The 25,994-nt window shown below is 73.8% G+C and carries 24 protein-coding genes; 14 read left to right on the forward strand and 10 right to left on the reverse strand.

Going from position 1 to position 25,994, the window contains the following annotated elements; all coding sequences use genetic code 11:
* Nucleotides 1-4 precede the first annotated feature (4 nt).
* A complete protein-coding gene (locus tag OF852_RS00605) occupies nt 5-1,009 on the forward strand; it encodes an ABC transporter permease (protein WP_442908636.1) in 1,005 nt (334 codons plus the stop codon).
* Between the two features lie 17 nt (nt 1,010-1,026).
* Here the strand turns inward: OF852_RS00605 and OF852_RS00610 are convergent, their stop codons facing one another.
* The gene (locus OF852_RS00610; protein ID WP_271119881.1) at nt 1,027-1,635 is read right to left on the reverse strand and encodes a PH domain-containing protein; all 609 of its coding nucleotides are present in this window, start codon (nt 1,633-1,635) and stop codon (nt 1,027-1,029) included.
* A 44-nt stretch (nt 1,636-1,679) separates the two neighbouring features.
* On the opposite strand from OF852_RS00610, the gene OF852_RS00615 reads away from it, so the two are divergent.
* The 5 genes from OF852_RS00615 to OF852_RS00635 all read left to right on the forward strand — a co-directional run bounded on the left by OF852_RS00615 (nt 1,680) and on the right by OF852_RS00635 (nt 9,691).
* On the forward strand, nt 1,680-3,476 hold the full coding sequence (locus OF852_RS00615; RefSeq protein ID WP_271119882.1) for an ABC transporter ATP-binding protein: 1,797 nt from the start codon (nt 1,680-1,682) through the stop codon (nt 3,474-3,476).
* 68 nt (nt 3,477-3,544) lie between these two features.
* Nucleotides 3,545-5,380, forward strand: coding sequence for an ABC transporter substrate-binding protein (locus tag OF852_RS00620; RefSeq protein WP_271119883.1), 1,836 nt, complete (start codon nt 3,545-3,547; stop codon nt 5,378-5,380).
* 1 nt (nt 5,381) lies between these two features.
* Nucleotides 5,382-7,211, forward strand: coding sequence for an ABC transporter substrate-binding protein (locus OF852_RS00625; RefSeq protein ID WP_271119884.1), 1,830 nt, complete (start codon nt 5,382-5,384; stop codon nt 7,209-7,211).
* A gap of 69 nt (nt 7,212-7,280) precedes the next feature.
* Nucleotides 7,281-9,188 (forward strand): translational GTPase TypA, encoded by a 1,908-nt coding sequence (typA, locus tag OF852_RS00630; RefSeq protein WP_271119885.1) that lies wholly within the window; start codon nt 7,281-7,283, stop codon nt 9,186-9,188.
* A 35-nt stretch (nt 9,189-9,223) separates the two neighbouring features.
* Complete coding sequence (locus OF852_RS00635) at nt 9,224-9,691, forward strand: hypothetical protein (RefSeq protein WP_271119886.1); 468 nt, start codon at nt 9,224-9,226, stop codon at nt 9,689-9,691.
* Here OF852_RS00635 and efeB read toward each other — a convergent pair.
* The 3 genes from efeB to efeU are packed head-to-tail and all read right to left on the reverse strand — an operon-like array spanning nt 9,688 to nt 13,075.
* Entirely contained in the window at nt 9,688-10,992 is a 1,305-nt protein-coding gene (efeB, locus tag OF852_RS00640) for an iron uptake transporter deferrochelatase/peroxidase subunit (RefSeq protein WP_271119887.1), read from the reverse strand. The genes OF852_RS00635 and efeB overlap by 4 nt on opposite strands.
* A gap of 7 nt (nt 10,993-10,999) precedes the next feature.
* Entirely contained in the window at nt 11,000-12,208 is a 1,209-nt protein-coding gene (gene efeO / locus OF852_RS00645; protein ID WP_271119888.1) for an iron uptake system protein EfeO, read from the reverse strand.
* A 27-nt stretch (nt 12,209-12,235) separates the two neighbouring features.
* Nucleotides 12,236-13,075, reverse strand: coding sequence for an iron uptake transporter permease EfeU (gene efeU / locus OF852_RS00650; protein WP_271119889.1), 840 nt, complete (start codon nt 13,073-13,075; stop codon nt 12,236-12,238).
* 166 nt (nt 13,076-13,241) lie between these two features.
* On the opposite strand from efeU, the gene OF852_RS00655 reads away from it, so the two are divergent.
* Genes OF852_RS00655 through OF852_RS00675 form a run of 5 tightly spaced genes read left to right on the forward strand, consistent with a single transcriptional unit; the run spans nt 13,242 to nt 17,070 of the window.
* The gene (locus tag OF852_RS00655; RefSeq protein ID WP_271119890.1) at nt 13,242-13,628 is read left to right on the forward strand and encodes a hypothetical protein; all 387 of its coding nucleotides are present in this window, start codon (nt 13,242-13,244) and stop codon (nt 13,626-13,628) included.
* 9 nt (nt 13,629-13,637) lie between these two features.
* Nucleotides 13,638-13,961 (forward strand): ferredoxin, encoded by a 324-nt coding sequence (fdxA, locus tag OF852_RS00660; RefSeq protein ID WP_271119891.1) that lies wholly within the window; start codon nt 13,638-13,640, stop codon nt 13,959-13,961.
* Nucleotides 13,961-15,091, forward strand: a complete 1,131-nt coding sequence (gene dapC / locus OF852_RS00665; protein WP_271119892.1) for a succinyldiaminopimelate transaminase — start codon at nt 13,961-13,963, stop codon at nt 15,089-15,091. Before fdxA ends, dapC begins: the two co-directional genes overlap by 1 nt.
* Before the next feature lie 55 nt (nt 15,092-15,146).
* Nucleotides 15,147-16,445, forward strand: a complete 1,299-nt coding sequence (locus tag OF852_RS00670; protein WP_271119893.1) for a citrate synthase — start codon at nt 15,147-15,149, stop codon at nt 16,443-16,445.
* A 43-nt stretch (nt 16,446-16,488) separates the two neighbouring features.
* Complete coding sequence (locus OF852_RS00675) at nt 16,489-17,070, forward strand: hypothetical protein (RefSeq protein ID WP_271119894.1); 582 nt, start codon at nt 16,489-16,491, stop codon at nt 17,068-17,070.
* Between the two features lie 170 nt (nt 17,071-17,240).
* On the opposite strand, the gene OF852_RS00680 is transcribed toward OF852_RS00675, so the two are convergent.
* Nucleotides 17,241-18,092: an endonuclease domain-containing protein gene (locus OF852_RS00680; RefSeq protein ID WP_271119895.1), complete on the reverse strand. Its 852-nt coding sequence runs from the start codon at nt 18,090-18,092 to the stop codon at nt 17,241-17,243.
* Nucleotides 18,093-18,394: 302 nt separating this feature from the next.
* Nucleotides 18,395-19,348 carry a 2,3,4,5-tetrahydropyridine-2,6-dicarboxylate N-succinyltransferase gene (dapD, locus tag OF852_RS00685; RefSeq protein WP_271119896.1) on the reverse strand — a complete coding sequence of 318 codons (954 nt, stop codon included), beginning with the start codon at nt 19,346-19,348 and terminating at the stop codon, nt 18,395-18,397.
* 56 nt (nt 19,349-19,404) lie between these two features.
* Between dapD and dapE the strand changes: the two genes are divergently transcribed.
* The gene (gene dapE / locus OF852_RS00690; RefSeq protein ID WP_271119897.1) at nt 19,405-20,490 is read left to right on the forward strand and encodes a succinyl-diaminopimelate desuccinylase; all 1,086 of its coding nucleotides are present in this window, start codon (nt 19,405-19,407) and stop codon (nt 20,488-20,490) included.
* A gap of 182 nt (nt 20,491-20,672) precedes the next feature.
* On the forward strand, nt 20,673-20,843 hold the full coding sequence (locus tag OF852_RS00695) for a DUF3117 domain-containing protein (protein WP_017887054.1): 171 nt from the start codon (nt 20,673-20,675) through the stop codon (nt 20,841-20,843).
* Nucleotides 20,844-20,945: 102 nt separating this feature from the next.
* Here the strand turns inward: OF852_RS00695 and OF852_RS00700 are convergent, their stop codons facing one another.
* Nucleotides 20,946-21,593 carry an O-methyltransferase gene (locus OF852_RS00700; RefSeq protein ID WP_271119898.1) on the reverse strand — a complete coding sequence of 216 codons (648 nt, stop codon included), beginning with the start codon at nt 21,591-21,593 and terminating at the stop codon, nt 20,946-20,948.
* 62 nt (nt 21,594-21,655) lie between these two features.
* On the opposite strand from OF852_RS00700, the gene OF852_RS00705 reads away from it, so the two are divergent.
* Nucleotides 21,656-22,129: a Sec-independent protein translocase TatB gene (locus OF852_RS00705; protein WP_271119899.1), complete on the forward strand. Its 474-nt coding sequence runs from the start codon at nt 21,656-21,658 to the stop codon at nt 22,127-22,129.
* A gap of 31 nt (nt 22,130-22,160) precedes the next feature.
* Here OF852_RS00705 and OF852_RS00710 read toward each other — a convergent pair whose 3' ends face one another.
* The 3 genes from OF852_RS00710 to OF852_RS00720 all read right to left on the reverse strand — a co-directional run bounded on the left by OF852_RS00710 (nt 22,161) and on the right by OF852_RS00720 (nt 25,976).
* Nucleotides 22,161-23,711 (reverse strand): succinic semialdehyde dehydrogenase, encoded by a 1,551-nt coding sequence (locus tag OF852_RS00710; protein WP_271119900.1) that lies wholly within the window; start codon nt 23,709-23,711, stop codon nt 22,161-22,163.
* Between the two features lie 9 nt (nt 23,712-23,720).
* The gene (locus OF852_RS00715) at nt 23,721-24,656 is read right to left on the reverse strand and encodes a LysR family transcriptional regulator (RefSeq protein WP_271119901.1); all 936 of its coding nucleotides are present in this window, start codon (nt 24,654-24,656) and stop codon (nt 23,721-23,723) included.
* Between the two features lie 270 nt (nt 24,657-24,926).
* A complete protein-coding gene (locus tag OF852_RS00720) occupies nt 24,927-25,976 on the reverse strand; it encodes an Mrp/NBP35 family ATP-binding protein (protein WP_271121085.1) in 1,050 nt (349 codons plus the stop codon).
* Between the last annotated feature and the right edge of the window lie 18 nt (nt 25,977-25,994).

Raw genomic sequence — 25,994 nt, forward strand, 5'->3', positions numbered from 1 at the left:
CCCGATGAGCCTCATGACCGAGCCGTCGACCCCGCACGAGCACGAGCCCGACCGTCCCGACGAGACGAAGGGCGAGAGCCAGGGGCGGCTGATCCTCAAGCGCTTCCTCCAGAACCGCATCGCGGTCGTCTCGATCTTCGTCTTCATCGCGATCCTGGCCTTCGCCGTCTCCGCGATCGGCCTGGGGCCGATCCCCGGCTGGTGGAAGTACGGCTACATCGCCCTCAACCCCAACGTCGCGGGCGGCGCCCCGACGCTCTCGCTCGTCCCGGAGTGGCTCGGCGGCGCCGGGATCTCCTTCGGCGAGCACCCCTTCGGCCAGAACCGCATCGGCGTCGACTACTTCGCCATGACGATGCGCGGCATCCAGAACTCGATCGTCGTGATGATCATCATCGGCGGCCTCGGCACCGTGATCGGCACGGTCGTCGGCGCGATCGCCGGCTACTACCGCGGCATCGTCGACGCGATCCTCATGCGCGTCACCGACATCTTCATCGTCATCCCCGCCCTCGTCATCGGCGCGATCGTCGGTCGCGCGACGGGCGGCCTCGGCGTCTGGCTCCTGGCCTTCTTCCTCGCGCTGTTCTCGTGGATGGGCGTCGCCCGACTCGTGCGCGCCGAGTTCCTGAGCCTGCGGGAGCGGGAGTTCGTGGAGGCGGCGCGCGTGGCCGGGGCGAGCGATCTGCGCATCATCTTCAAGCACATCCTCCCGAACGCGATCGGCGTCATCATCGTGAGCGCGACGCTGCTCGCGGCGGCCGCGGTGCTGCTCGAGACCGCGCTGAGCTACCTCGGCTACGGCATCCGCACGCCCGACATCTCGCTCGGCCGGCTCATCTCGGACAACCAGTCGGCGTTCCAGACGCGGCCCTGGCTGTTCTGGTGGCCGGGCTCCTTCATCGTGCTCCTCGCGCTGCTCGTCAACTTCGTCGGCGACGGCCTCCGCGACGCCTTCGACCCGCGCCAGAAGCGCTTCTCGATCCGCCGCACGAAGGAGCAGGCGTGATCCGCGAGCGCGTGCGCTCAGCCGCGGCCGAGGGCCAGCGGCAGGAGGACGGCGGCGAGCGAGCCCGCGAGGACCGCGATCGCCAGCAGGTCGGGCCGGCGCCCCGTCCGCGTGCGGTCGGCGAGCCCCGACTCGATGCGGCCGGCATCGCGCAGCGCCTCCCAGCGTCCGCGCACCAGCTGCGCCGCCCGACCGGAGTCGGTGGAGGCGAGGTCGCCGGGACGCACCCGGTCGCCGGGCTCCGCCGCGACATCCTCGCCGCGTCGGGCCGCGAAGCCCGTCATGCGGCCGGGCGCGGGCGCGGCGATCGCCGTGTAGCGGCGGCCGGGCACGTGCACCGCGAGCGAGTACTTCGTGTCGACGTGGATCACCGCCTCCCAGGGGATGCGGACGGCATGGGTCGCGTTCGCGATCGTCACGGCCGCGTCGTCGACCGCCACGTGCGGACGCCACAGCAGGATCCAGGTCGCGCCGGCGATGCCGAGCAGCGGCAGCGCCGCGACGACGGGCACGTGCTCGCCCGGCGTGAGGACGACGACCGCCGCGATGGCCGCGCACACGGCCCAGATGACGCACGACAGCACGTGATTGAAGCGGGATCGGAAGGTCTCGGTGCCGGGCGCCATGACTCCATGCTCCCGCATCCCGCCGTCCAGGGAAGGACAGACCGGTGACCGACCGCACCCGAACCGCAGGCACGCCCGCTCTCAAGGTGGAGGGGCTCAGCGTCGACTTCGCCGTCGACGACGTGTGGGTCCCGGCCGCGAAGTCGCTCTCGTACACGGTGCAGCCGGGCGAGGTCCTCGCGATCGTCGGCGAGTCCGGCTCCGGCAAGAGCGTCAGCTCGATGTCGATCCTCGACCTCCTCCCGCGGAACGCCCGCGTGCGGGGCAGCGTCGAGCTCGACGGCCGCGAGCTCATCGGCCTCTCGCCGAAGGATCTCCGCGCGGTCCGCGGCGATCAGGTCGCCGCGATCTTCCAGGAGCCGATGACGGCGCTCAACCCGGTCTACACGGTCGGGTTCCAGGTGGTCGAGGCGCTGCGGGCGCACCGGCCGATGACGCCGAGCGCGGCGCGCGGCCGCGCGATCGAGCTGTTGACGCTCGTCGGCCTCCCCGACCCGAAGAAGGCCTTCGACTCCTACCCGCACCAGCTCTCGGGCGGTCAGCGGCAGCGCGCGATGATCGCGCAGGCGCTGAGCTGCGACCCCTCGCTGCTCATCGCGGACGAGCCGACGACGGCGCTCGACGTCACCGTCCAGGCGGAGATCCTCGAGCTCATGCGCGACCTCCGCGACCGCTTCGACTCGGCGATCCTCCTCATCACCCACGACATGGGCGTCGTCGCGGACCTCGCCGACCGCATGATCGTCATGCGCCAGGGCGAGATCGTCGAGACGGGCACGGTCGAGGAGGTCTTCGCGGACCCGAAGCACCCGTACACGCGGGCGCTGCTGGACGCCGTGCCCCGACTCGGCAGCGGCGGCGCCGGCGAGCAGGAGATCGATCTGTCGGCCGCGCTCGCGACGGTCGTCGAGGGCGACATGGAGCTCGAGGCGGAGCTGGTCCACCGCGCCGAGGAGGTGCAGGCGGAGGCGGCCCAGGCGGCTCGCGCGCACGCGCTCGACGCCGAGCGGCCGAAGGTCCTCGTCCTCGACGAGGTGGCGATCGAGTACGGCAAGCGCGGCCGGGTGCAGGCCTTCCGCGCGGTCGACGGCGTCAGCCTCGACATCGCCGAGGGCGAGATCCTGGGCCTCGTGGGCGAGTCGGGCTCCGGCAAGTCGACGATCGGCCGCGCCGCGATCGGCCTCCAGCCGATCGCCGACGGCCGCCTGGTCGTCGCCGACACCGACATCAGCACGGCGGATCGGGCGCTCATCAAGACGCTCCGCCGCAAGGTCGGGATCGTCTTCCAGGACCCGTCCTCCTCGCTCAACCCCCGCCTCCCGATCGGCGAGAGCATCGGCGAGCCGCTGCTGCTCGCGGGCGAGGCCCGCGGCGCCGAGCTCGATCGCCGCGTCGAGGCGCTGCTCGACAGCGTCCGCCTGCCGCGCGACTACCGCAACCGCTACCCGCACGAGCTCTCGGGCGGGCAGAAGCAGCGGGTGGGCATCGCCCGCGCGCTCGCGCTGAAGCCGCGGCTCCTCGTGGCCGACGAGCCGACCTCCGCGCTCGACGTCTCCGTCCAGGCGACCGTGCTCGAGCTGCTGAAGTCGCTGCAGGCGGAGTACGGCTTCGCCTGCCTCTTCATCAGCCACGACCTCGCGGTCGTCGACATCATGGCGGATCGCATCGCGGTGATGAGCCGCGGGCGCATCGTCGAGCAGGGGCCGCGCGACCAGATCCTGCGGGCGCCGCAGCACGCCTACACGCAGCGCCTCATCGCCGCGATCCCCGTGCCGGATCCGGCCGAGCAGCGCGAGCGCCGCGAGATCCGCAAGCGCATCCTCGCCGACGGCGGGGAGTGAGCGGGGCGTCCGCGCACGCCGTCCGGCACCCCGGCGGGAGCCGGGCGGGAGTCGGTTACGCTGATCCGGTGAGGTCGATCGGGATGCGGGGGAGCGTGCGCCGCGCCATCGGCTCGGCCGTCGCGGTCCTCGCCGCGACCGCCCTCCTCGCGGGCTGTGCGACCGCGCCGCGCGTCGACGCGGGCACCGTCGTGACCGTCGGCATCCGCGGCGGATTCACCACCGCGAACCCCGCCGCCGGGGCGGGCGGCGGCGTGGTCGACGAGGACATCGCGGCGCTCACGACCTCGGGCTTCACGACCCTCGACGCGGACGCGCAGCCGGTCGAGGACACCGCGTACGGCCGTGCGGAGATCGTCAGCCAGGAGCCCTTCCGGGTGCGGTACACGATGGCCGACGACAGCGCGTGGTCGGATGGCGTCCCGGTCGACCAGGCCGACCTCCTGCTCGCGTGGGCGGCCGGCTCGCACGGGCTCGACGACGAGCTCGAGGTCGCGCAGCCCGTCGACGAGGAGACGGGCGAGCTCGCGGAGGGCGTCGACCCCGACGCGATCGTGTTCGACGCGGTCGACAGCGGGCTCTCCGGCACGATCGCGCGCGCCGACCCGGACGGGCGCGGGATCACGGTGCAGTTCCCCGAGTCGACGGCGAGCTGGGAGGATGCGCTGCGTCCCGGCATCCCGGCGCACGTGCTCGCCCGGCGCGCCCTCGACCTCCGGGATCCGGGCGCCGCGAAGCGCGCCGTCGTCGCCGCGATCGAGTCCCGGGACCGCGCGGCCCTCGCGCCGCTCTCGCTCGCGTGGACCCGCGACTGGCGCTTCACCGAGATGCCGGAGGACACCGGCCTGCTCGTCGCCTCGGGGCCCTACCGGATCGCGTCGATCGAGCCGGGCGAGCGCGTCGAGCTCGTCGCGAACCCCGGCTACCGGGGCCTGCGCCAGCCGATCTACGAGCGCATCGCGATCCGCACGCTCGACCGCTCCGACGACCTCGCGGACCTGCTCGCGGCGGGCGAGGTGGATGTCGCGAGCGCCTCTCCGACCGCCGCGACCGTCCGGGCGCTCCAGGGGGTCGACGGGCTCACGATCGAGACCGGGCAGCAGAACCGCATGCTCCAGCTCGTGCTCAAGGTGCGCGACGGCCTCAACGTGAGCATCGAGGATCCGCTGGTGCGGCGGGCGCTGCTGCGCACCGTGCCGCGCGAGCAGATGGTCCGCGACCTCGTGACGCCCGTCGACCCCGCCGCCGGCGTCGCGGACTCCTTCGTCTTCCACCCGCTCTCCGACGACTACGCGCCCGCGATCGCGAAGAACGGCTCGGTCGCCTACGACGTCGTCGACACCGCGCGCGCCGAGGAGTTCCTCCAGGGCGCCGCCGACCGCGTCCACCGGGTCTGCGTGCTCTTCGACCCCGACGACCGCGCCCGCGCCGCCCAGTTCGAGCTCATGCGCGCCTCGGCGGAGGAGGTCGGCATCCGGGTCGAGAGCTGCGCGACGAAGGACTGGGAGGCGCAGCTCGCCGAGCCCGGCACCTGGGATGCGGCGCTCGTCGACGTCGAGATCGGCGCGGACGGCCGCGCACCGGTCGCGGCCGAGTTCCGGACCGACGCCGCGGACAACATCGCCGGCATCTCCGACCCCGAGCTCGACGCCCTGCTGGACCGCGTCCGCGCCGCCGACGGCGACCCCTCCCGGCAGACCGAGCTCCTCACCGAGGTGGACCGCCGGCTCTGGGATCTCGCGGTCGGGGCGCCGCTCTACGCGCCCCCGTCGATCGTCGCGGTCGGCCCGGGCGTCGACGGCGTGAGCCGCAGCCCGCTGGCGACGAGCGTGCTCTGGAACGCGTGGGCCTGGCGTCCGGCCGCGCCGTCCCCGTCGCCGAGCGGCTCCCCGGCCGAGGGCTGAGGTGCTCGGCCCCGCCCTCCGACTCGCCGCGGCCGCCGCGACGGCCGCGGCCGCGCTCGTCCTCGCCGGCTGCACCGGCCCCGTGCTCGTCGAGGGCAGCGAGGTGCGCGTCGGCGTGCCCGATCCGCTCACGACCCTCAACGCCGGCACGGGCGGGAGCACCGCGACGGATGCGGACGCCGCCTCCCTCCTGAGCTCCGGCTTCGGCTGGTACGACGACGCCGGGCAGTTCGTCGCGGACGAGTCCTTCGGCCGCACCGAGCTCGTGGCCGAGGACCCGCTCACCGTCCGCTACTCGCTCTCGGGCGACGCCAGGTGGTCCGACGGCACGCCGATCGACGCGGCCGACCTCCTCCTCGCCTGGGTCGCGGACTCGGGCGCCCGCGACGAGCCGGATTTCGACGACGCGCCCTTCATCGACGCGGAGACGGGCCGCTACACGGCGGACTTCCCTCGGGATGCGGTGTGGTTCGACGGCGCGGTCGGGAGCGGCCTCGAGCAGGCGGTGCAGGACCCGGTCGTCGAGCAGGACGGCCGCGCGCTCGTCGTGCACTTCGATCGCGCGGTGCCGGGCTGGCCGCTGCTGCTCAGGCCGGCCGTGCCGGCGCACGTGCTCGCCTCGCTCGCCCTCGACGCCCCGCTCGACGGCGGCGAGGACGCGGCGGCGGCGAAGACCCTCGTCGCCGACGCCGTGCTCGAGGACGACCGCGAGGCGCTCGCCGCGCTGTCGCGGGCCTGGAACAGCGCCTACTCCCTGGGCGACGCGATGCCGGAGGACGAGCGGCTCACGGTCTCCTCGGGGCCCTACCGCCTCGCCGAGCTCGACGGCGAGGGCGGCGCGGTCCTCGAGGCGAGCCCGGAGTACCGGGGCGTCCGGCGTCCGCTCGTCGAGCGGATCGCGCTCCGCGTCGTCGCCGATCCGCAGTCCGCGGTCGACGCGGTGGAGGCCGGGGAGCTCGACCTCGCGCCCCTCGGCGGCGAGGCGGACGACGTGGAGGCCGCGGCGAGCCTCGAGGAGGGGTCCGGTGCGCGCGTGGTCGCCTCCCCGTCGGCCTCCTTCGAGCACCTCGACCTCCAGCTGGAGGGCTCCCGCTCGGGCGCCTTCGGCGACGAGCGGGTGCGTCGCGCCTTCCTCCTCACCGTGCCCCGCGCCGAGCTGGCCGCCCTGCAGGCCCTCGGCGTCGGCGACGAGGCGCCCGTGCTCGACTCCTTCGCGCTCCGCTCGGGCGATCCGGCGTACGAGGCGGCGGCGGACTCGGCCGGCGCCGCCGGGTACGCCTCGCCCGACCCGGCGGCGGCCCGCGCCCTCCTCGCCGAGGCGGGGGCGACCGCGCCCGAGGTGTGCCTGCTCTTCGATCCCGCGCAGCCGCGCCGCTCGGCCGGCTTCGAGCTGATCCGGGACGCGGCGGCCGAGGCTGGATTCCGCGTCACGAGCTGCGCGAGCCGCGAGTGGTCGGAGCTCCTCGGCGTGCCCGGGGCCTACGACGCGGCCCTCTTCGCCTGGGACACGAGCCGGCTCGGTCCCGCCGCCGTGAGCGCCGTCTACCGCAGCGACTCGCGGCGCGCGAACCTCACCGGCTTCGCCGACGCGCGCGTCGACGCGGCGGCCGAGGAGCTCCCGCTCGCCGACCCCGCGCGCCAGGCCGAGCTCCTGGGCGAGATCGACGAGCGCGTCTGGGCCTCCGCTTCGAGTCTCCCCATCGCCGAGCAGCGCGTGCTCACCGCGATCGGCCCCCGCGTCGACGGCGTGACGCGCTCGCCGCTCGCCCGCGGGGTCTTCTGGAACGCCTGGATGTGGGCCCCGAGCGGCGACGACGGGCAAAGCGGGTAGAATCGACCGGTCCCCGGCTCCGTCCGGTGTCCGACATCCTTTTCCCTTCTCCTCCAGAGGTGCTTCCGCATGGCGAACGCCCGCCGCTCCGATCTGCGCAACGTCGCGATCGTCGCCCACGTCGACCACGGCAAGACGACGCTCGTCGACGCGATGCTCCGTCAGACGAACTCCTTCGACGCGCACGCGCACGTCGAGGAGCGCGCGATGGACTCGAACGACCTCGAGCGCGAGAAGGGCATCACGATCCTCGCGAAGAACACCGCCGTGTCCTACGCGGGCCAGCACGCGACGGACGGCCCCATCACGATCAACGTGATCGACACCCCGGGCCACGCCGACTTCGGCGGCGAGGTCGAGCGCGGCCTCAGCATGGTCGACGGCGTCGTGCTCCTCGTCGACGCGAGCGAGGGCCCGCTCCCGCAGACGCGCTTCGTGCTCCGCAAGGCGCTCGAGGCGAAGCTGCCCGTCATCCTGCTCGTCAACAAGACGGACCGCCCCGACGCGCGCATCGACGAGGTCGTCGGCGAGAGCCAGGATCTGCTCCTCGGCCTCGCCTCGGATCTCGCGGACGACGTCCCCGACCTCGATCTCGACGCGATCCTCGACGTCCCGGTGGTCTACGCCTCCGGCCGTGCGGGCGCCGCGAGCGCGAACAAGCCCGAGAACGGCACGCTGCCGGACAACGACGACCTCGAGCCGCTCTTCGAGGCGATCCTCACCCACATCCCGGCCCCGACCTTCGACGACGAGGCGCCGCTCCAGGCCTGGGTCACGAACCTCGATGCGAGCCCCTTCCTCGGCCGCATCGCCCTGCTCCGCATCTTCGCGGGCGAGCTGCGCAAGGGGCAGACGGTCGCCTGGGTCCGCCACGACGGCACCCACTCGAACGTGCGCATCACGGAGCTGCTCATCACGAAGGCGCTCGAGCGCATCCCCGCCGAGAAGGCGCGCGCGGGCGACATCGTCGCGGTCGCGGGCATCGAGGACATCACGATCGGCGAGACGATCGCCGACCCGGAGGACGTCCGTCCGCTGCCGGCGATCACGGTCGACGACCCCGCGATCTCGATGACGATCGGCACGAACACCTCGCCCATCATCGGCAAGGTGAAGGGCCACAAGCTCACCGCGCGCATGGTCAAGGACCGCCTCGACCGGGAGCTCATCGGCAACGTCTCGCTCAAGGTCGTCGACATCGGCCGCCCCGACGCGTGGGAGGTGCAGGGTCGCGGCGAGCTCGCCCTCGCGATCCTCGTCGAGAACATGCGCCGCGAGGGCTTCGAGCTCACCGTCGGCAAGCCGCAGGTGGTCACGAAGCAGGTCGACGGCAAGCTCCACGAGCCCTTCGAGCACCTCACGATCGACGCGCCCGAGGAGCACCTCGGCGCGATCACGCAGCTGCTCGCGGCGCGCAAGGGCCGCATGGACTCGATGTCGAACCACGGCACCGGCTGGGTCCGCATGGAGTTCGTGGTCCCGTCGCGCGGCCTCATCGGGTTCCGCACCGAGTTCCTCACGATCACCCGCGGCTCCGGCATCGCCAACGCGATCGCGCACGGCTACGAGCCGTGGGCGGGCACCATCACGACCCGCGTCAACGGCTCCATCGTCGCCGACCGCGCGGGCGTCGCGACGCCGTTCGCGATGGTGGCGCTCCAGGAGCGCATGTCCTTCTTCGTCGAGCCGACGCAGGAGGTCTACGAGGGCATGGTCGTCGGCGAGAACTCGCGCGCCGACGACATGGACGTCAACATCACGAAGGAGAAGCAGCTGACGAACATGCGCTCGTCGACCGCCGACTCCTTCGAGCGGATGACCCCCTCGCGCCGGCTCACGCTCGAGGAGTGCCTCGAGTTCGCCCGCGAGGACGAGTGCGTCGAGGTGACCCCCGAGGTCGTCCGCATCCGCAAGGTCATCCTCTCGGCGCAGGAGCGCGCCCGCGCGACCTCGCGGCTCAAGCGCGCCAACGCCTAGAGATCGCGTCCAGGGGGATGCGGGATGATGGCGGCATGACCCGCCGTCGTCCCGCCCTCCTGCTCGTCCCGGCGCTCGCCGCCGCGCTCGCGCTCGCGGGCTGCTCGGTCGTCGACAACGCCGTCCAGGGTGCCGTCGACGGCGCGCAGGAGCAGCTCGACCAGGCGGTCGACGACGCGATCTCGGAGACGCTCGGCGGCGCCGGCATCTCCCGGAACGGGGAGGTGCCTCCCGGCTTCCCGACGGACGCGGTGCCGATGATCGACGGCGACGTCATCGGCGGCGGCAGCGCACCCGAGGGCGGCGGCTGGGCCGTGCAGCTCGCAGTCGAGGGGGAGGGCGCCTTCAGCGCGGCCGCGACGCTCCTCCAGGACGGCGGCTACCGCGCCGACATCCAGAACTCCGACGCGAGAAGCGGCTTCGGCACCTTCACGGACGACACCTACCGCGTCGTCCTGACGCAGGACGGCACGACCGTGACCTACGTCGTCGCGCCCCTCTAGCGGAACAGCGCCTGCCCGATGTGCTCGCCCTCGCGCGCGCCGGGCGGCACCGCGAACACCGCCGAGCCGACGTGCTTGATGTACTCGTTGAGGGCGTCGCGCGCGAGGCTCCGCTGCACGGTCGCGAAGTGCGCGGGATCGCGCTGGAACGACAGGAAGAAGAGCCCGGCATCGAGGCGGCCGAGCGCGTCGTTGCCGTCGACGAAGTTGTAGCCGCGGCGGAGCAGCCGCACGCCGTCGTTGACGCCGGGGTGCGAGAGCCGGACGTGCGCGGCCTCGTCGACGAGCGGTGCGCCGGTCGCGCCGGTCGCCCCGAAGTCGGGCTCCGTGAACTCGGTGCCGCCCGAGAGCGGGGCGCCCTCGCCCTTCGACCTGCCGATGACCCGCTCCTGCTCCTCGAGGCGCACGCGATCCCAGGACTCGATGACCATCCGGATGCGGCGGGCGACCAGGTAGGTGCCGCCCGTCATCCAGCCGGCCCCGTCGCCGCGCTGCACCCAGACGTGCTCCGCGACGGCCGCGCCCTCCTCCGCCTTGACGTTCGCGGTGCCGTCCTTGAACCCGAACAGGTTGCGCGGCGTCGTCTGGCTCGTGGAGGTGGAGGCGGTGCGGCCGAATCCGAGCTGCGACCAGCGCAGCGCCGCGCGTCCGAACGCGATGCGGCTGAGGTTGCGGATCGCGTGCACCGCGACCTGCGGATCGTCGGCGCAGGCCTGGATGGCGAGGTCGCCGCCGGAGCGCCGCGGCTCGAGCGCGTCGCCGGTGAAGCGGGGCAGCGGCTGGAGCGCCGCCGGCCGGCGGGCGGCGAGGCCGAAGCGGTCCTCGCCCTCCGCGGTCTCGAAGAGCGAGGGGCCGAAGCCGAAGGTGATCGTGAGGCCCGAGGGCGGGAGGCCGAGCGCCTCGCCCGTGTCGCCGGGCGGGGCGAGCGGGGAGCCGTCGACGGCGCCGCCGGCGCCGACCTCGAGCCCCTGCGCGAGGAGGGCGGCGGCGGTCGTCCAGTCCTCGAGCAGCTCGACGAGGTCCTCGCGCGTGGCCGAGGACGCCAGATCGAAGGCAGCGAAGTGCAGGCGGTCCTGCGCCGGTGTCGTGATGCCCGCCTGGTGCTCGCCGTAGAACGGGTAGGACGCGGCGGCTCCCGAGCCGCCCGCAGCCCCCGCGCCGAGCGCGGCCGCCGTGACGGCGGCCCCGGCGGTGCCGCCGAGCGCGAGCCCCGCGGCACCCGCGCCGGCGAGGCCGAGAAGGCCCCGCCGGCTCAGGACCGGTCGGCCGTCGGCCCCGTCGGGCGTGCGCTCGTCGTCCATGCGTCTCCTAGAGGCCGAGCACCGTCGAGGTCAGCTGCGAGAGCGGCTCGGCGAGGGCGTTCACCTGGTCGCTGAGCTCCTTGCGCTCGGCGTCGGAGACCTCGTCGTAGGGCGTGAAGCCCTCCTCGAGGGAGCCGTACTCGGCGAGCAGCGCCTCCATGCGGTCGAACTCCTCCTGGATCTCGTCCATGAGGGCCGCCGCGTCGTCGCTCTTCGCGGCGGCGAGCTCCTTCACGTTGCCGAACGCGACCTCCGCGCCCTGCACGTTCGCGGCGAAGTCGGTGAGGTCGGTGTGCGACCACCAGTCCTCCTCGCCCGAGATCTTGCCGACCGCGACCTCGTCGAGGAGCCCGATCGCGCCGTTCGAGATGTCGGCGAGCCCGACCGTGAAGTCGTCGGCGGTGACGAGCGAATGCAGCTCCTCGACGTCCGCGACGAGGCCCGCGGCGTACTCGGCGCGCTCGGCGTCGGTGGAGGGCGCCCAGTCGAGGAGGGCGCTCGTGCCGTCCGAGTTGAGGTCGCCCTCCGCCGGGGGCCAGAGGTCCTTCTCGATGCGGTGGAAGCCCGTCCACGCGAGGCCCTCGGCGACGGCGTCGACCTCGCGGTAGTCGATCTTCGGGTCGAGGTCGCCGAAGGCCTCCGCCGTGGGCTCGATGCGCTCGTAGGAGATGCGCGTGCTCGCGAAGAGGTCGCGCGCCGTCTCGTCGTCGCCGGCCGCATAGGCGTCGGCCAGCGCCTCGACCTGGGGGAGGAGCTCGCCGACCTGGCTCTTGATGTAGGCGACGTAGTTGGCGACCGCCTCGTCGGCCAGCGCCTGCTCGTCCTCCGAGACGGCGCTCGCCTCGCCGGTCACCGTGAACTCGGCGAGGCCGATGGGCGCCCCGATGAGCTGGAACTTGCACGCCGTGTAGTACGTGCCGGGCTCGAGCTGCGCGACGTAGGTGACGTGCTGCCCGGGTGTCACGTTCTCCTTCTCGCCGACGATGCGGAGCTTGTCCTCCGCGAGGATCTCGAACTCGTTGACGTCGGTGCCGGAGTTCGCGAGGTCGAAGCTCACGGGCCCGGCCTCCGCGGTCGGGGTCGCGACGGCGCAGCGGTCGTCGGCGATGTCGACGGCGATGCTCGCGGCGCCGGCGGGCGCGTTCGGCACGCAGCCGGCGAGGACGAGTGCGGCGACGCCGATGGCGGCGGCGCCGGCGAGGGGACGGATGCGCATGCGGATGCTCCTGTCTCGGGGTGGGGTTCAGGCGGCGGCGGGCTCGGCGGAGCGGGGCGCGCGGCGGCCGCGCACCTGCCTCGCGAAGAGCGCGCCGACGAGGATCAGGTACGCGAGCCAGGCGAGGAACTGCGCCCAGGTCGGCTCGGGGGTGACGTTGAAGAGGCCGGCGAGGAGCGCGCCCCACCAGCTCGTGGGCGGCACGAGGGCGGCGAGGCTGAAGGCCGCCTCGCCCCAGCCGGGGATGACGCCCGCCTCCTGGAGGTCGCCGATGCCGTAGAGCAGGACGCCCGCCGCGACGAGGATGAGCACGGCACCCGTCCAGGTGAAGAAGCGGCCGAGGTCGATCCGCAGCATCCCGCGCGAGATGAGCCAGGCGAGGACGACCGCCGTGAGGATGCCGAGGACGGCGCCGAGCGCCGCCGTGCCCGCCTCGCCCGAGGAGCGCACGCTCGCCCATACGAAGAGCGCGGTCTCGATGCCCTCGCGGCCGACGCTCACGACGCCGAGCACCACGAGGCCGAGGCCGCTGCCCTGCTCGAGCGCGTCCCGCATCCGCCCGCCCAGCTGATCCTTCAGGGTGCGGGCATGGGTGCCCATCCAGAGGATCATCCAGGTGACGAGCCCGACGGCGAGGATCGAGAGCGAGCCGCCGATGATCTCCTGCGCCTGGAAGCTCAGCCCGTACGGCCCCCAGGTGAGGATCGCGCCGGTCGCGAGGGAGGCGGCGATCGCGAGCCCGATGCCGGCCCAGAGCCGGGGGAGCAGGTCGCGGCGGCCGAGCTTGCCGAGGGCGGCCACGAGGATGCCGACGACGAGGCCGGCTTCGAGGCCTTCGCGGAGGCCGATGAGGTAGTTCGCGAGCACGCGGGACCGTTCGGGAGTGGGGGATGGGAGGCGGATCGACGTCGACCCGTGCGCGACGCATGTTCGGTAAGGCTTGCCTTAGTCGATCGCGCCGAACGCCGAAGATACTCCTCGACGGCTCCGCTGTCCATCCATCCGCCCAGGAACGCGCGGATATCCTCATCCCATGCGCCCACGGCCCGACCTCGCGAACGCCGCCGCCCTCGCGCTCGGCGCCGTCGCCGCCGCACTCGTCGGGCTCGCGGCCGGCGCGATCGCGACCTTCGTGCACCGGCAGTGGCTGCCCCTCGGGCTCATCGCCGGCCTCCTCGTCGTCGCCTGCCTCCTCACCGGATTCCGGGTCGTGTTCGACAGCCGCCTCGTCGCGGGCGCGGCAGCGCTCGGCGTGCTCGGCGCGAGCGGACTGCTCGCGCTGCCCGGTGCCGGCGGCTCGGTGCTCGTCGCCGACTCCGTCGAGGGCTACGTGTGGGCCATCGGGCCGACCGTGATCGCGCTCGTCGTGCTCGCGTGGCCTCGGCTCGCGCGGCCGGTCGACTCCGCTCCGAGCGATTAGGATTCTCTGGTGACGTACGTGATCGCCCTCCCCTGCGTCGATGTCAAGGATCGCGCCTGCATCGACGAATGCCCCGTCGACTGCATCTACGAGGGCGACCGGATGCTCTACATCCACCCCGACGAGTGCGTCGACTGCGGCGCCTGCGAGCCCGTGTGCCCCGTCGAGGCCATCTACTACGAGGACGACCTCCCCGAGGAGTGGGCCGACTACTACAAGGCCAACGTCGAGTTCTTCGAGGAGGTCGGCATCGGCTCCCCGGGCGGCGCGGCGAAGATCGGCGTCGTCGAGGGCGATCACCCCATCGTGTCGGCGCTCCCGCCCCAGGGCTGATGCGGGGCCTCCCCGGGCGCGCACTCGCGCTGCCCGACTTCCCCTGGGACTCGCTCGTGCCCTACGCCGAGCTCGCCCGGAAGCATCACGGCGGCATCGTCGACCTCTCCGTCGGCTCGCCCGTCGACGAGACGCCCGCGCTCGTGCGCGAGGCGATCGCGGCGGCCGCCGACGCGCACGCCTACCCGCAGACGATCGGCACGCCCGAGCTGCGCGAGGCGATCGCCGCCTGGTTCGCGCGACGTCGAGGCGTCCCGGCCCTCCAGCCGGAGAACGTGCTGCCGACGGTCGGCTCGAAGGAGCTCATCGCGTGGCTCCCGCTCATGCTCGGCCTCGGACCCGCCGACGCCGTCGTCCTGCCGGCCGCCGCGTACCCGACCTACTCGGTCGGCGCGGCGCTCGCGGGCGCCCGCGCCGTCGCCGCCGACGACCCCGACGACTGGCCCGAGGACACGCGCCTGGTCTGGCTCAACAGTCCCGGCAACCCCGACGGCCGCGTCCTCGGCGTCGAGGAGCTCCGCCGCGCCGTGGAGCGCGCACGAGAGCTCGGCGCCGTCATCGCGAGCGACGAGTGCTATGCCGAGCTCGACTGGACCGGCGAGGGCACGACCCCCAGCATCCTCGACCCCCGCGTCGTCGGCGACAGCCGGCGGCTCGTGCTCGCCGTCTACTCGCTCAGCAAGCAGTCGAACCTGGCCGGCTACCGCGCCGCCTTCGTCGCGGGCTGCGCCGAGCTGATCGGCGCGATCACGCAGGTCCGCAAGCACGCCGGGCTCCTCGTGCCGGCGCCCGTGCAGGCGGCGATGACGACGGCGCTGGGCGACGACGCGCACGTCGCCGAGCAGAAGGCCCGCTACCGGTCCCGCCGCGAGCAGCTCGTGCCGGCCCTCGAGTCGGCCGGCTTCCGCATCGACCGCAGCGAGGCCGGGCTCTACCTCTGGGCGACCCGCGGGGAGGACGCCTGGGCGAGCGTCGCCGCGCTCGCCGAGCAGGGCATCCTTGTCGCCCCGGGCGCGTTCTACGGGGAGGCGGGCGCGCAGCACGTGCGCGTCGCGCTCACGGCGTCCGACGAGCGGATCGCGGAGGCCGCCCGCCGGCTCCGCGAGTTGTCGGCAACCTCCAAGGGGTGACGGGGCAGCGTTGGCGGGCGCGACAGTTCCGCTCGCGAGACCGTAGGCTGTAGTCGTGAACGACGACGCCGCCAACTCCGACAAGGTCACGCTCACCTATCCCGGGGGGTCCGCCGAGTTCCCGATCCTGCGGGGCGTCGACGGCCGCGACAGCGTCGACATCTCGAGCTTCACGAAGCAGACCGGTCTCACCACCCTCGACCAGGGCTTCGTCAACACCTCCTCGACGAAGAGCGCCATCACCTTCATCGACGGCGACGAGGGGATCCTGCGCTACCGCGGCTACGCCATCGAGGACGTCGCCGCGAACGCGACCTACCTCGAGGTCGCGTGGTTGCTCATCTACGGCGAGCTGCCGACCGCCTCGGAGCTGGCCGAGTTCGACGAGCGGGTCCGCCGTCACACGCTCCTCCACGAGGACCTCAAGCGCTTCTTCTCCGCCCTCCCGCACACGGCGCACCCCATGTCGGTGCTGTCCTCCGCGGTCTCGGCGCTCTCGACCTACTACGAGGACTCGCTCGACCCGCACGACCCGGAGAAGGTCGAGCTCTCGACGGTCCGCCTCCTCGCGAAGCTGCCCGTCATCGCCGCCTACGCGCACAAGAAGGCGCTCGGCCAGGCCTTCCTCTACCCGGACAACTCGCTGAGCTTCGTCGACAACTTCCTCAAGCTCAACTTCGGCAACCTCGCCGAGCCCTACGAGGTGAACCCGGTGCTCTCGAAGGCGCTCGACCGCCTCCTCATCCTCCACGAGGACCACGAGCAGAACGCCTCCACCTCGACCGTGCGGCTCGTCGGCTCGACCGAGGCGAACCTCTTCGCCTCCATCTCGGCCGGCATCAACGCCCTCTACGGCCCGCTCCACGGCGGCGCCAACGAGGCCGTGCTCACGATGCTCGCCCAGATCCAGGAGTCGGGCGAGAGCGTCGAGAAGTTCGTCGAGCGCGTCAAGAAGAAGGAGGACGGCGTCCGCCTCATGGGCTTCGGCCACCGGGTCTACAAGAACTACGACCCGCGCGCGAAGCTCGTCAAGGAGAGCGCCGACGAGGTCCTCGCCGACCTCGGCGTCCAGGACCCGCTCCTCGACATCGCGAAGCAGCTCGAGGAGATCGCGCTCGGCGACGACTACTTCCGCGAGCGCCGCCTCTACCCGAACGTCGACTTCTACACCGGCGTCATCTACAAGGCGATGGGCTTCCCGACGCGGATGTTCACCGTCCTCTTCGCGATCGGCCGCCTCCCCGGCTGGATCGCCCACTGGCGCGAGTCGAACGCCGACCCCTCGACGAAGATCGGCCGCCCGCAGCAGCTGTACACGGGCTCGCCCTCCCGCCCCTGGCCGACGGGGCGCTGAGACGAAGAAGCGCCTCCGCCGTCTGCTGCCGTTCCGGCGTCGCGTGGACGTCGGGCGCTATGTCGCGCCGCCGCCCGTCGACCCGGTGCACACGGACCTCGTCGCGGACGAGGGCGTGCTCGTGGCCGCCTCAGCCGTCCGCATGACCCTGCGGAACCGGCTCATCATCCGGGCGCTCCGCGACGGCGAGCCCTATGACGAGTCGGTTGCGCGCGAGATCGCCCTCGCGGTGCTCGCCGCGCTCGCGGTCGAGAAGGAGGAGGATGCGGCCCGCCTCGACCGCGAGATCGAGACGGCCCGCGTGCGCCCGGGGCGCTCCCAGCACCAGACCGACTACCGCGCTGGCGACGTCTCGCAGCTCGGCCGCCGCGCCGCGGTCTCGCGCACGCTGGCGCGTCGGCTCCGCGAGGTCGCCGACAACGAGGCCAGTGTCGCCGAGATCGTGGAGGCCGCCCGCGAGAGCGCCTGGGGCGACATCCAGGGCTCCCTCCTCGCGCGCCTCGATGCTCGCCCCGAGAACGTCGCCGACTCGGAGAAGTACCGGCGCGACCGCGAGATCCGCATGCGCCAGCTCGTCGTCATCGACCTCGCCGAGCTCGAGCGCGCCGCCGCCCCCGAGTACTGAGCCCCGCCGTCATCCCGGCCCCCGCCCCGCCCCCGCCCCCGCTTTCGTGTCTTCCGAAATGCAGGATCAGCGGGGCGGCTTCGCCGTCCCCGCGGCGGTGGTCCCGGGCCCGGAGGCCGCTGGTCCTGCATTTCGGAAGGGGGCGGGCCGCGGCGAGCTGGGATGGGCGTTCAGGCGCCTCTCCCGAGGGCGCCTCGGATCGCCGCGAGCACGCGGTGCCAGTGGCGGGTGACCGATCGGTAGGTGAAACGCAGCGGGATGTAGCCGCGCCGGACGAGTTCGGCGTCGCGTCGGCGATCCTCCTCGAAGCTCTCGCGGCTCGCGTGATGCTCCCAGCCGTCGAGCTCGATGACCACCCGCGTCCCGAGGACGACGTCGACCCGTCCGACACCCGGGATCGGGACCTGGACACGCGGGTGATAACCGAGCCGCCGCAGCCGGAATCGGAAGATCGACTCAAGGTACGACTCGCACCTCGGCTCGACATCGAGCATCAGGGTCCGGAGGCGGAGCGGCAGCCCGGCGGCGATCCGATCCCATGACTCCCGCGACACGACGCGGGCTCGCAGCGCCGCATCGGCGGCCGCGACCGCCTGCTCGGGAGCGCGGCACGCGATGAGGTCGGCCAGCGCGGTCTCCGGATCGGCGAGATCGCGTGCGCCTCGGCGCGGACCGGTCCAGTGCACGTGGACCGGGCGCTCGCGGGGCAGTCTCGCGCGACGATCGTCCGGAGATCGCAGGCGGCTCGACGTCTCGGTCACGCCGACATGGAGGAGCGCATCGGGTCGGAGCGGCACGCCGTGCAGGACGAGCGCCGTCGCGCACGACAGCTGCCCGCCGACGCGGAAGGCCCGACGTCGCGGCGACTCCTCCGCCGGGAGCGCGTACCAGCCCTGCCTGACCCGCACGATCGCGTGGGAGCGGACGGCGTTCGAGAGCCGATGGGAGGTCAGACCCAGCCGGAGAAGCCTCCACGTGGGCGCGAGTCCGCCGAGCCGCTCGATCGCCGTCGCCGCATCCATCCGCTGATACTCGCGGGCAGGACGTGCGCTCCGACGCGCAGATCGGTGAACGGGGGATGGATCCCGGCGCCTGCCGCTGTGGAGGAGGGGCCGACCTCCCCGCTCGATCTTCCGAAATGCAGGACCGCCGAGGAAGTCGGCCCGTCAGCGCGGCGGCAGCTCGGGGGCCGACGGCGGCTCGTCCTGCATTTCGGAAGGGGCGGGGCGCCGGGGCGAGAGCGGGGGCCGCGGGGCGGGATGCGGCGCCGGGGGCGAGCGCGGCCGCCGTGGGGGATGCGGGGCGGGGCTGGGGCGCGGGGCGCTCAGGCGTGCAGCGCCGCGTTGAGCTCGACGCCGCGGCCCGCGCGCGGGAGGACCTCGACGGCGCCCGAGACGGAGTTGCGGCGGAACAGGAGGCCCGGGACGCCGCTCAGCTCGAGCGCCTTCACGACCGCCGGCGCCTCGCCCTCGCGCAACACGGTCACCTTGGTGCCCGCCGTCACGTAGAGGCCCGCCTCGACGACCGTGTCGTCCCCGATCGAGATGCCGATGCCGCTGTTCGCGCCGAGGAGGGCGCGCTCGCCGATCTCGACGCGCTGCGTGCCGCCGCCGGACAGGGTGCCCATGATGGAGGCGCCGCCCCCGACATCCGAGCCGTCGCCGACGACGACGCCCTGCGAGATGCGGCCCTCGACCATGGAGGCGCCGAGGGTGCCCGCGTTGAAGTTCACGAAGCCCTCGTGCATGACGGTCGTGCCGGGCGCGAGGTGCGCGCCGAGGCGCACCCGCGAGGCGTCGGCGATGCGGACCCGCTCGGGCACGACGTAGTCGAGCAGCTGCGGGAACTTGTCGATGCCGCGCACGGCGATCCCGGCGCGCTGCAGGATCCCGCGACGACGGGGGAGCTCCGCGGGGAGCATGGGGCCCGCGGTCGTCCACGCGACGATGGGCAGGTGCGCGAAGACGCCGTCGAGGTTCAGGCCGTTCGGCGCGACGAGCCGGTGCGAGAGCAGGTGGAGGCGCAGGTAGGCGTCGACCGTGGAGGCGGGGGCGGCATCCAGGAGGATCTCGACCGTGACGGGCTCGACGACGACGCCGCGACGCTCATCCGCGCCGACCGCCTCCGCGAGGCCCGCCGCGACGCCGGCCGCGTGCAGGCCCTCGGAGGCCTCCTCGGGGCTCGGCGCCGAGCCGAGGGCGGGGGCCGGGAACCACGCGTCGAGCACGGTGCCGTCGGTTGCGATGGTGGCGAGGCCATGGGCCCAGGCGTTCGTCATGGCTCCAAGGCTATCGGCGCGGACCCGGCGGCCGGGACCGCGCCTAGACTCGGTGGGTGCCGACGCTCGACCTGTCCCAGTCCACCGCGGAGCTCACGCGAGCCATCTGCGACATCCCCTCCGTCTCGGGCGACGAGGCCGCGCTCGCCGATGCGATCGAGGCGGCGCTGCGGCCGCTCGCGCACCTCGAGGTCATCCGAGACGGGGATGCGGTGGTCGCCCGCACGCGTCTCGGTCGCGAGCGCCGCGTGGTCGTCGCGGGCCACATCGACACGGTGCCGATCAACGACAACCTCCCGACCCGCCTCGACGAGGATGGCGTGCTCTGGGGCCGCGGCACGGTCGACATGAAGGGCGGCTGCGCGATCCAGCTGAAGCTCGCGGCCGAGCTCGCGGAGCCGGCCGTCGACGTGACCTGGATCTGGTACGACCACGAGGAGGTCGCCTCCGACCTCAACGGACTGGGCCGTCTCGCGCGCACGCGCCCCGAGCTGCTCGCGGGCGACTTCGCGATCCTCGGCGAGCCCTCGAACGCGGAGGTCGAGGGAGGCTGCAACGGCACCCTCCGCGCGGACGTCGTGACGCGCGGCCGCCGTGCGCACTCGGCACGCGCCTGGATGGGCGAGAACGCGATCCACGCGCAGGCGGCGGTGCTCGCGCGCCTGGCCGAGCACGAGCCGGAGCAGGTCGAGGTCGACGGGCTCGTGTACCGCGAGGGGCTCAACGCGGTCGGCATCCGCGGCGGCGTCGCGGGCAACGTGATCCCCGACGAGTGCGTCGTCGAGGTGAACTACCGCTTCGCACCGAGCCGGGATGCCGCGGCGGCCGAGGCGCGGCTCCGCGAGGTCCTGGCGGGCCTGGAGGTCGAGATCGAGATCACGGATCTCGCGGTGGGCGCGCGCCCCGGCCTCGACGACCCCTTCGCGCTCGCCTTCGTCGAGGCGGTCGGCGGCGGTGCGCGGCCGAAGTACGGCTGGACGGATGTGGCCCGCTTCTCGGCGCTCGGCGTCCCCGCGGTGAACTACGGCCCCGGCGACCCGTCGCTCGCCCACGCGGACGACGAGCGCGTGCCGCTCGAGCACATCGCGCGGGTCGAGGCGGGGCTGCGGGCCTGCCTCACGGCGCAGGTCGCCGTCGGCTGAGCCTGCTGCGGCCTCCTCCGGCCTCCGCCGCCCCCTCGCGCCGCCCGTGCGGGGTGGTCGACGGATCCGAGCGGGCGCGTCCGCGATCCTCACCCGCCGATCACCCGCGGTGTCCCGGATTTCCGCTCAGTTCATCTTCTGCGGGATAATGGACGTCTCATCCACGTGAAAGGGGACGATTCATGGCAGCCATGAAGCCGAGGACCGGTGACGGGCCGATGGAGGCTGTGAAGGAAGGTCGCCTGATCATCGTGCGCGTGCCGCTCGAGGGCGGCGGACGCCTGGTGGTGTCGGTCAACGATGCCGAGGCCAAGGAGCTGCACGATGCGCTCGCCGAGGTCGTCAGCGCGTAACGCGGTCAGCGCCTAACGAGGTCAGCGCCTCGGCGCGCCAGGCGATCGGCCTTCGCGGAGCGGGTCCCCTCGGGGGCCCGCTCCCGGTCGTTGCGGGACCGCTCAGGAGGCGCCCGCGGGGTCCGCGTCGCGCTTGACGATCTGCAGGAGGCCGTCGCCCGGCATCCCGAGGGACGCCGTGACGGCGGAGTCGCGGACGGTGTCGAGGAGGTCCCGGAAGCCGCCGATGGTCGCGTCCCGCTGGGCGGGGTCCGCGACGCGCCCGCGCCAGAGCGCGTGCGGGATGGCGACGATGCCGCCCGGGCGCGCGAGCCGGAGCGCGTGCTCGGCGTAGGCGAGGACGTTCCCGGGGTCGGCGTCGACGAGCACGAGGTCGTAGGCGCCGTCGTTCATCCGGGGGAGCACCTCGAGCGCGCGCCCCGTGATGAGGCGCGTGCGCGCGGGCGCGTGGCCGGCCTCGCCGAGGGCGTGGCGCGCGGTCTGCTGGAAGTCGAGCTCGGAGTCGATGGAGGTGAGCGTCGCCTCGGGGGCCCCCTGCAGCATCCAGAGGGCGCTGACGCCGAGGCCGGTGCCGATCTCGGCGATCGTGCGGACGCCGGCTGCCGCGGCGAGCACGGCGAGCTGCGCGCCGACGCCCGGGCTGACGGGCTCGACGCCCTGCTCGAGCGAGTGCTGCCGGGCGCTCGCGATCGCGGCGGTCTCCTGTGCGAAGTCCTCCGCGTACTTCCAGTTGAGGTCCCTGTCGGACACGGGCGCCTCCTCTCTCGGCAACCCTACGGCCCGAGCCTCGGGGGTCTCGGTATTCTGGGCTCGTGTCCTTCGGGTTGACCTTCGACAAGCTCCTCATCATCGGGGTGATCGCGGTCTTCCTCATCGGCCCCGATCGGCTGCCGCAGTACGCGGCGCAGCTGGCGCGCCTCGTGCGCGGGATGCGGGACATGGCCTCCGGCGCGAAGGAGCGCATGCGGGAGGAGATGGGCCCGGAGTTCGACGAGGTGGACTGGCGGAAGCTGGATCCGCGCCAGTACGACCCGCGCCGCATCATCCGCGAGGCGCTCGTCGAGGACGGCCCGGCCGGCCCTCCCGCTCCGGGGTCGCGGCCCTCGCCCGCGGGTACCGCGGGTGCGGCGGCGGTCGCGGGCGGGGCCGGCGTCGCGGGTGCCGCCGCCTCGGCCGCGGAGGACGGGCCCGCCCGGCGCCGGCCGTACGTCGAGTCGGCCTACGAGCAGCGCCTCCGCAAGGAGGGCCGCGGCCGGCCCGCGCCCTTCGACGCCGAGGCGACCTGAGCGGCGGAGCTGCCGCACGGCCTCCGGCCTGCTAGCGCCGCCGCAGCGTCCCGAGCGCACGCAGCAGCAGGAGCATCGGCCCGGACATCCGCGCGTACTCCTCGCCCGTCCTCGGCAGCTGGAGGAGCCCGGTCGCCTCGGCGACCGTCCGGCTCTCGACGAAGCGCAGAAGGCCCTCGCGGCCGTTGCGCCGCCCGAGGCCCGACTGCTTCATGCCGCCCATGGGCGCGTCCAGGCTCGAGAAGGTCGCGCGGTAGCCCTCGTTGATGTTGACGCTCCCGGCCAGGAGGCCGCGGGCGACGCGGCGAGCCCGGGCGCGGGACCCGCTCATGATGCTCGCGTTGAGCCCGAACTCGCCCTCGTTGGCGAGGCGCACCGCCTCGCGCGCGTCGGCGACGACGGTCACCGCGACGACGGGGCCGAAGGTCTCCTCGGCGTGGCAGGCCATGTCGGCGGTGACGTCGGCGAGCACGGTCGGCTCGACGACGTAGGGGCCGAGCTCGGGGCGGTGCCGCCCGCCCGCGAGGACGGCGGCGCCCTTCGCGACGGCGTCGTCGATGTGCGCGGTGACGCGCTCGAGCTGGGCGGCCGTCGCGAGCGAGCCGACGTCGCTCCGGTAGTCGTAGCCGGTGCCGAGTCGGAGGGAGGCGACGCGCGCGGCGAAGGCGGGGACGAAGGCGTCCGCGATCCCGCGCTCCACGATGACCCGCTCGGCGGAGACGCAGAGCTGTCCCGCGGCGGCGAAGCAGGCGGCCGCGACATCCGCGGCGGCGCGCTCGGGGTCGGCGTCGTCGAGGACGATGACGGGGTTCTTGCCGCCCAGCTCGAGCGAGGCGGAGACGAGGCGGCCTGCCGCGCGCTGCGCGACGGTCCGGCCGGTCGCGGTCGACCCGGTGAAGCAGACGGCGTCGGCGGCGTCGATCACGGCGGAGCCGATCTCGGCGCCGGGGCCGGCCACGACGGGCCACAGCCCGGCCGGGACGCCCGCGTCGAGGAAGGCGCGGCGCGCGAGCAGGATGCTGAGCGCTCCCTGGTCGTCGGCCTTCATGAGGACCGCGTTCCCGGTCGCGAGGGCCGGGGCCGCATCCATGACGGCGAGGCTCAGCGGGTAGTTCCACGGCGTGATGATCCCGACGAGCCCCTTCGGCTCGAAGCCGACGCGGGTGCGGATCACGAGGGGGATGCCGGCTCGGCGCGGGCGCTCGCGGAGGACGCCGGGCGCGGCGACGGCGGCGTAGCGGGTCGCGGCGGCCGCGTTGAAGATCTCCTCGAAGGCCTGGCCGCGCGTCTTGCCGGTCTCGGTCTGGACGGCATCCAGCAGGAGCTCGCGCCGCTCGAGCAGCAGCCCGTGCGCGCGGAGCAGGATGCGGCGCCGGGCCGCGGGCGAGCGGGCCGCCCAGGCGCGCTGGGCGGCGCGGGCGCCGGCGGCGGCCGCCTCGACGTCGGCGGGCGTGCTCCGCGGCAGCTCGTGCGAGACCTCGCCCGTGAAGGGCGCGACGACGGCCGCGCGTCCCGCGCCGCTCGCCGTGAGGTCGGCCGCGAGCCGAGTCGCGAGCTCGGTGGGGATGGGCCTGCCCGTCATGCCGCGAGTCTACGTCCGGGTGCCGCGCCCCGGCTCCTCGTGGAGTCGGACGAACTCGGCGGCCTCGGCCCGGAGCGCCTCGACGACGAGCCGCACGCTCGGCCGCTCGGCGCGGTCGGGGCGGAGGATCGCCCAGATGACGCGCTCGGAGCGCACGCCGACGATGGGTCGCGTGATGAGCCCGTTCTCGCGGTCCCGCGTGGTGTAGCGGGGGAGGATCGCGATGCCGTGCCCTGCGGCGACGACCGACTCGATGATGCTGTTGTCGAGGAAGCGCTGGGCGACGTTCGCGGGGCGCCCCGTGATCGCCTCCATCCGCGTGAGGATGCGGTCGTAGGGGAAGCCGGCGGGCACGCCGATCCAGGTCTCGTCGATGACGTCGGCGGGGCCGAGCTCGTGACGCTCGCCGAGCGGGTGACCCTCGGGGAGGGCGATGTCGAGCTGCTCGCGCATGAGCTCGACGACGGCGAGGCCGCGCTCGCGCCAGCTCGGGAGGACGCCGGGGGCGTCCGCGAGGACGACGTCGTGGTCGGCGGCGAGGTCGGCGAAGTCGGGCAGCAGCGGGTCCTGGTCGGTGCAGCGCAGCTCGAGGCCGGGCACCTCGCGGAGACGGGAGAGGAGTCCGGGGAGCAGCATCTCGCCGCCCGTGGGGAAGGTCGTGAGCGTGACCTCGCCGCGGGGCTGGCTCGTGAAGTCCTCCCAGGCGGCCTCGGCGCGGCTGATCGCGGTCGCGACGTCCTGGGCGGTGCGGGCGAGCGCGCGGCCCGCGCCCGTGAGGACGAGGCCGCGGCCGCGGCGCTCGGTGAGGGGGATGCCGGCCTCGCGCTCGAGGAGCTTGAGCTGCTGCGAGACGGCGGAGGCGGTGCGGTGCGTCGCCTGCGCGACCGCGGTCACGGAGCCGCGCTCGGCGAGCTCGCGGAGGAGCTCGAGACGGCGGATGTCCATGAAGTCAGGCTACACAATAGGTCCAATAGAATTCGATTGTGCTTCATGTGCTTGCGCGGTGAAATGGTCACATGCTTACCGAGATCTTCCTCATCGCCCTCGCTGTCGCCGGTATCGCCGGCACCGTCGTCGCCGTCGCGCGCGACGGCTACCGCGCCATCCCGACGCGCACCTACGTCCGCTGAGCACTGCTCCTGCTCACGCGAGCGACGAGAGCCCCTGGTCCCGACGGACCGGGGGCTCTCTCGTGTCCGGGGCCGTCGCCCCGACTCAGGTGCTGAACGGCAGGCTGCGGCCCGAGAGCCCGCGACCCAGCCGCGCGAGCGAGCCCGCGAGCGAGTCGATCGCCTGCGCCGCCGGGTCCTCGGGCGCCGCGAGCACGACGGGCCGGCCCGCATCCCCGCCCTCCCGGAGCGGCACGCTGAGCGGCACGCTCGCGAGCACCGGCACCTCGAGCCTGCGCGCGAGCTCCTCGCCGCCCCCCGAGCCGAAGAGCTCGAGGACGCTGCCGTCCGGCTGCGGGAGACCGGCCATGTTCTCGACCACCCCGACGACCGTCTGACCGGTCTGCCGCGCCACGATCCCGCTCCGCTCCGCGACCTCCGCCGCGGCCGCCTGCGGGGTGGTCACGACGAGCACCTCGGCGTTCGGGAGCAGCTGCCCGAGCGAGATCGCGACATCGCCCGTGCCGGGCGGCAGGTCGAGCAGCAGCACGTCGAGGTCGCCCCAGAAGACGTCGGTGAGGAACTGCTGCATCGTGCGGTGCAGCAGCGGGCCGCGCCACGACACGGCGGCCTGCCCGTCGACGAACATGCCGATCGAGCAGACCTTCACGCCGTGCGCGACGGGCGGCAGGATCATGTCGCCGACCTGCGTCGGCTTCGCCCCGGGGATGCCGAGCACGCCGGGGATCGAGAAGCCGAACACGTCGGCGTCGAGGACGCCGGTGCGCAGCCCGCGCCGCTCGAGGGCGACCGCGAGGTTCGCGGTGACGGTCGACTTGCCGACGCCGCCCTTGCCGCTCGTCACCGCGATGACGCGCGTGAGCGTGTCCGGCCCGAACTGCTGCCGCTTCGCCCCGCGGAGGCGCGCCACGAGCGCCTCCCGCTCGGCGGGGGTCATGACCGAGACGTCGACCTCGACGCGCTCGACGCCCGCGACGCCGAGCGCGGCATCCCGCACGTCCTGCTCGATGCGCTCCGCCGCGGGGCACCCGACGATGGTGAGGCGGAGGGCGACGGATGCGCTCCCCGTCTCGTCGAGGGAGGTCGCGCCGATCATGTCGAGCTCGGCGAGCGGCCGGCGGATCTCGGGGTCCATGACCGCCCCGACCGCGGC

Source organism: Homoserinibacter sp. YIM 151385 (assembly GCF_027912415.1).
Taxonomy (GTDB): Bacteria; Actinomycetota; Actinomycetes; order Actinomycetales; family Microbacteriaceae; genus Schumannella.

What these genes read in the sequence shown, in the direction of transcription:
- OF852_RS00680 (WP_271119895.1), bottom strand. Translation starts at nt 18,092, where the DNA reads ATGGATGCGGCGACGGCGATCGAGCGGCTCGGCGGACTCGCGCCCACG.
- efeO (WP_271119888.1), bottom strand. Translation starts at nt 12,208, where the DNA reads ATGCGCATCCGTCCCCTCGCCGGCGCCGCCGCCATCGGCGTCGCCGCA.
- OF852_RS00610 (WP_271119881.1), bottom strand. Translation starts at nt 1,635, where the DNA reads ATGGCGCCCGGCACCGAGACCTTCCGATCCCGCTTCAATCACGTGCTG.
- dapD (WP_271119896.1), bottom strand. Translation starts at nt 19,348, where the DNA reads ATGACGAACGCCTGGGCCCATGGCCTCGCCACCATCGCAACCGACGGC.
- OF852_RS00715 (WP_271119901.1), bottom strand. Translation starts at nt 24,656, where the DNA reads ATGGACATCCGCCGTCTCGAGCTCCTCCGCGAGCTCGCCGAGCGCGGC.
- OF852_RS00720 (WP_271121085.1), bottom strand. Translation starts at nt 25,976, where the DNA reads ATGGACCCCGAGATCCGCCGGCCGCTCGCCGAGCTCGACATGATCGGC.
- OF852_RS00635 (WP_271119886.1), top strand. Translation starts at nt 9,224, where the DNA reads ATGACCCGCCGTCGTCCCGCCCTCCTGCTCGTCCCGGCGCTCGCCGCC.
- typA (WP_271119885.1), top strand. Translation starts at nt 7,281, where the DNA reads ATGGCGAACGCCCGCCGCTCCGATCTGCGCAACGTCGCGATCGTCGCC.
- OF852_RS00695 (WP_017887054.1), top strand. Translation starts at nt 20,673, where the DNA reads ATGGCAGCCATGAAGCCGAGGACCGGTGACGGGCCGATGGAGGCTGTG.
- OF852_RS00655 (WP_271119890.1), top strand. Translation starts at nt 13,242, where the DNA reads ATGCGCCCACGGCCCGACCTCGCGAACGCCGCCGCCCTCGCGCTCGGC.
- OF852_RS00710 (WP_271119900.1), bottom strand. Translation starts at nt 23,711, where the DNA reads ATGACGGGCAGGCCCATCCCCACCGAGCTCGCGACTCGGCTCGCGGCC.
- efeB (WP_271119887.1), bottom strand. Translation starts at nt 10,992, where the DNA reads ATGGACGACGAGCGCACGCCCGACGGGGCCGACGGCCGACCGGTCCTG.
- OF852_RS00605 (WP_442908636.1), top strand. Translation starts at nt 5, where the DNA reads ATGAGCCTCATGACCGAGCCGTCGACCCCGCACGAGCACGAGCCCGAC.
- dapC (WP_271119892.1), top strand. Translation starts at nt 13,961, where the DNA reads ATGCGGGGCCTCCCCGGGCGCGCACTCGCGCTGCCCGACTTCCCCTGG.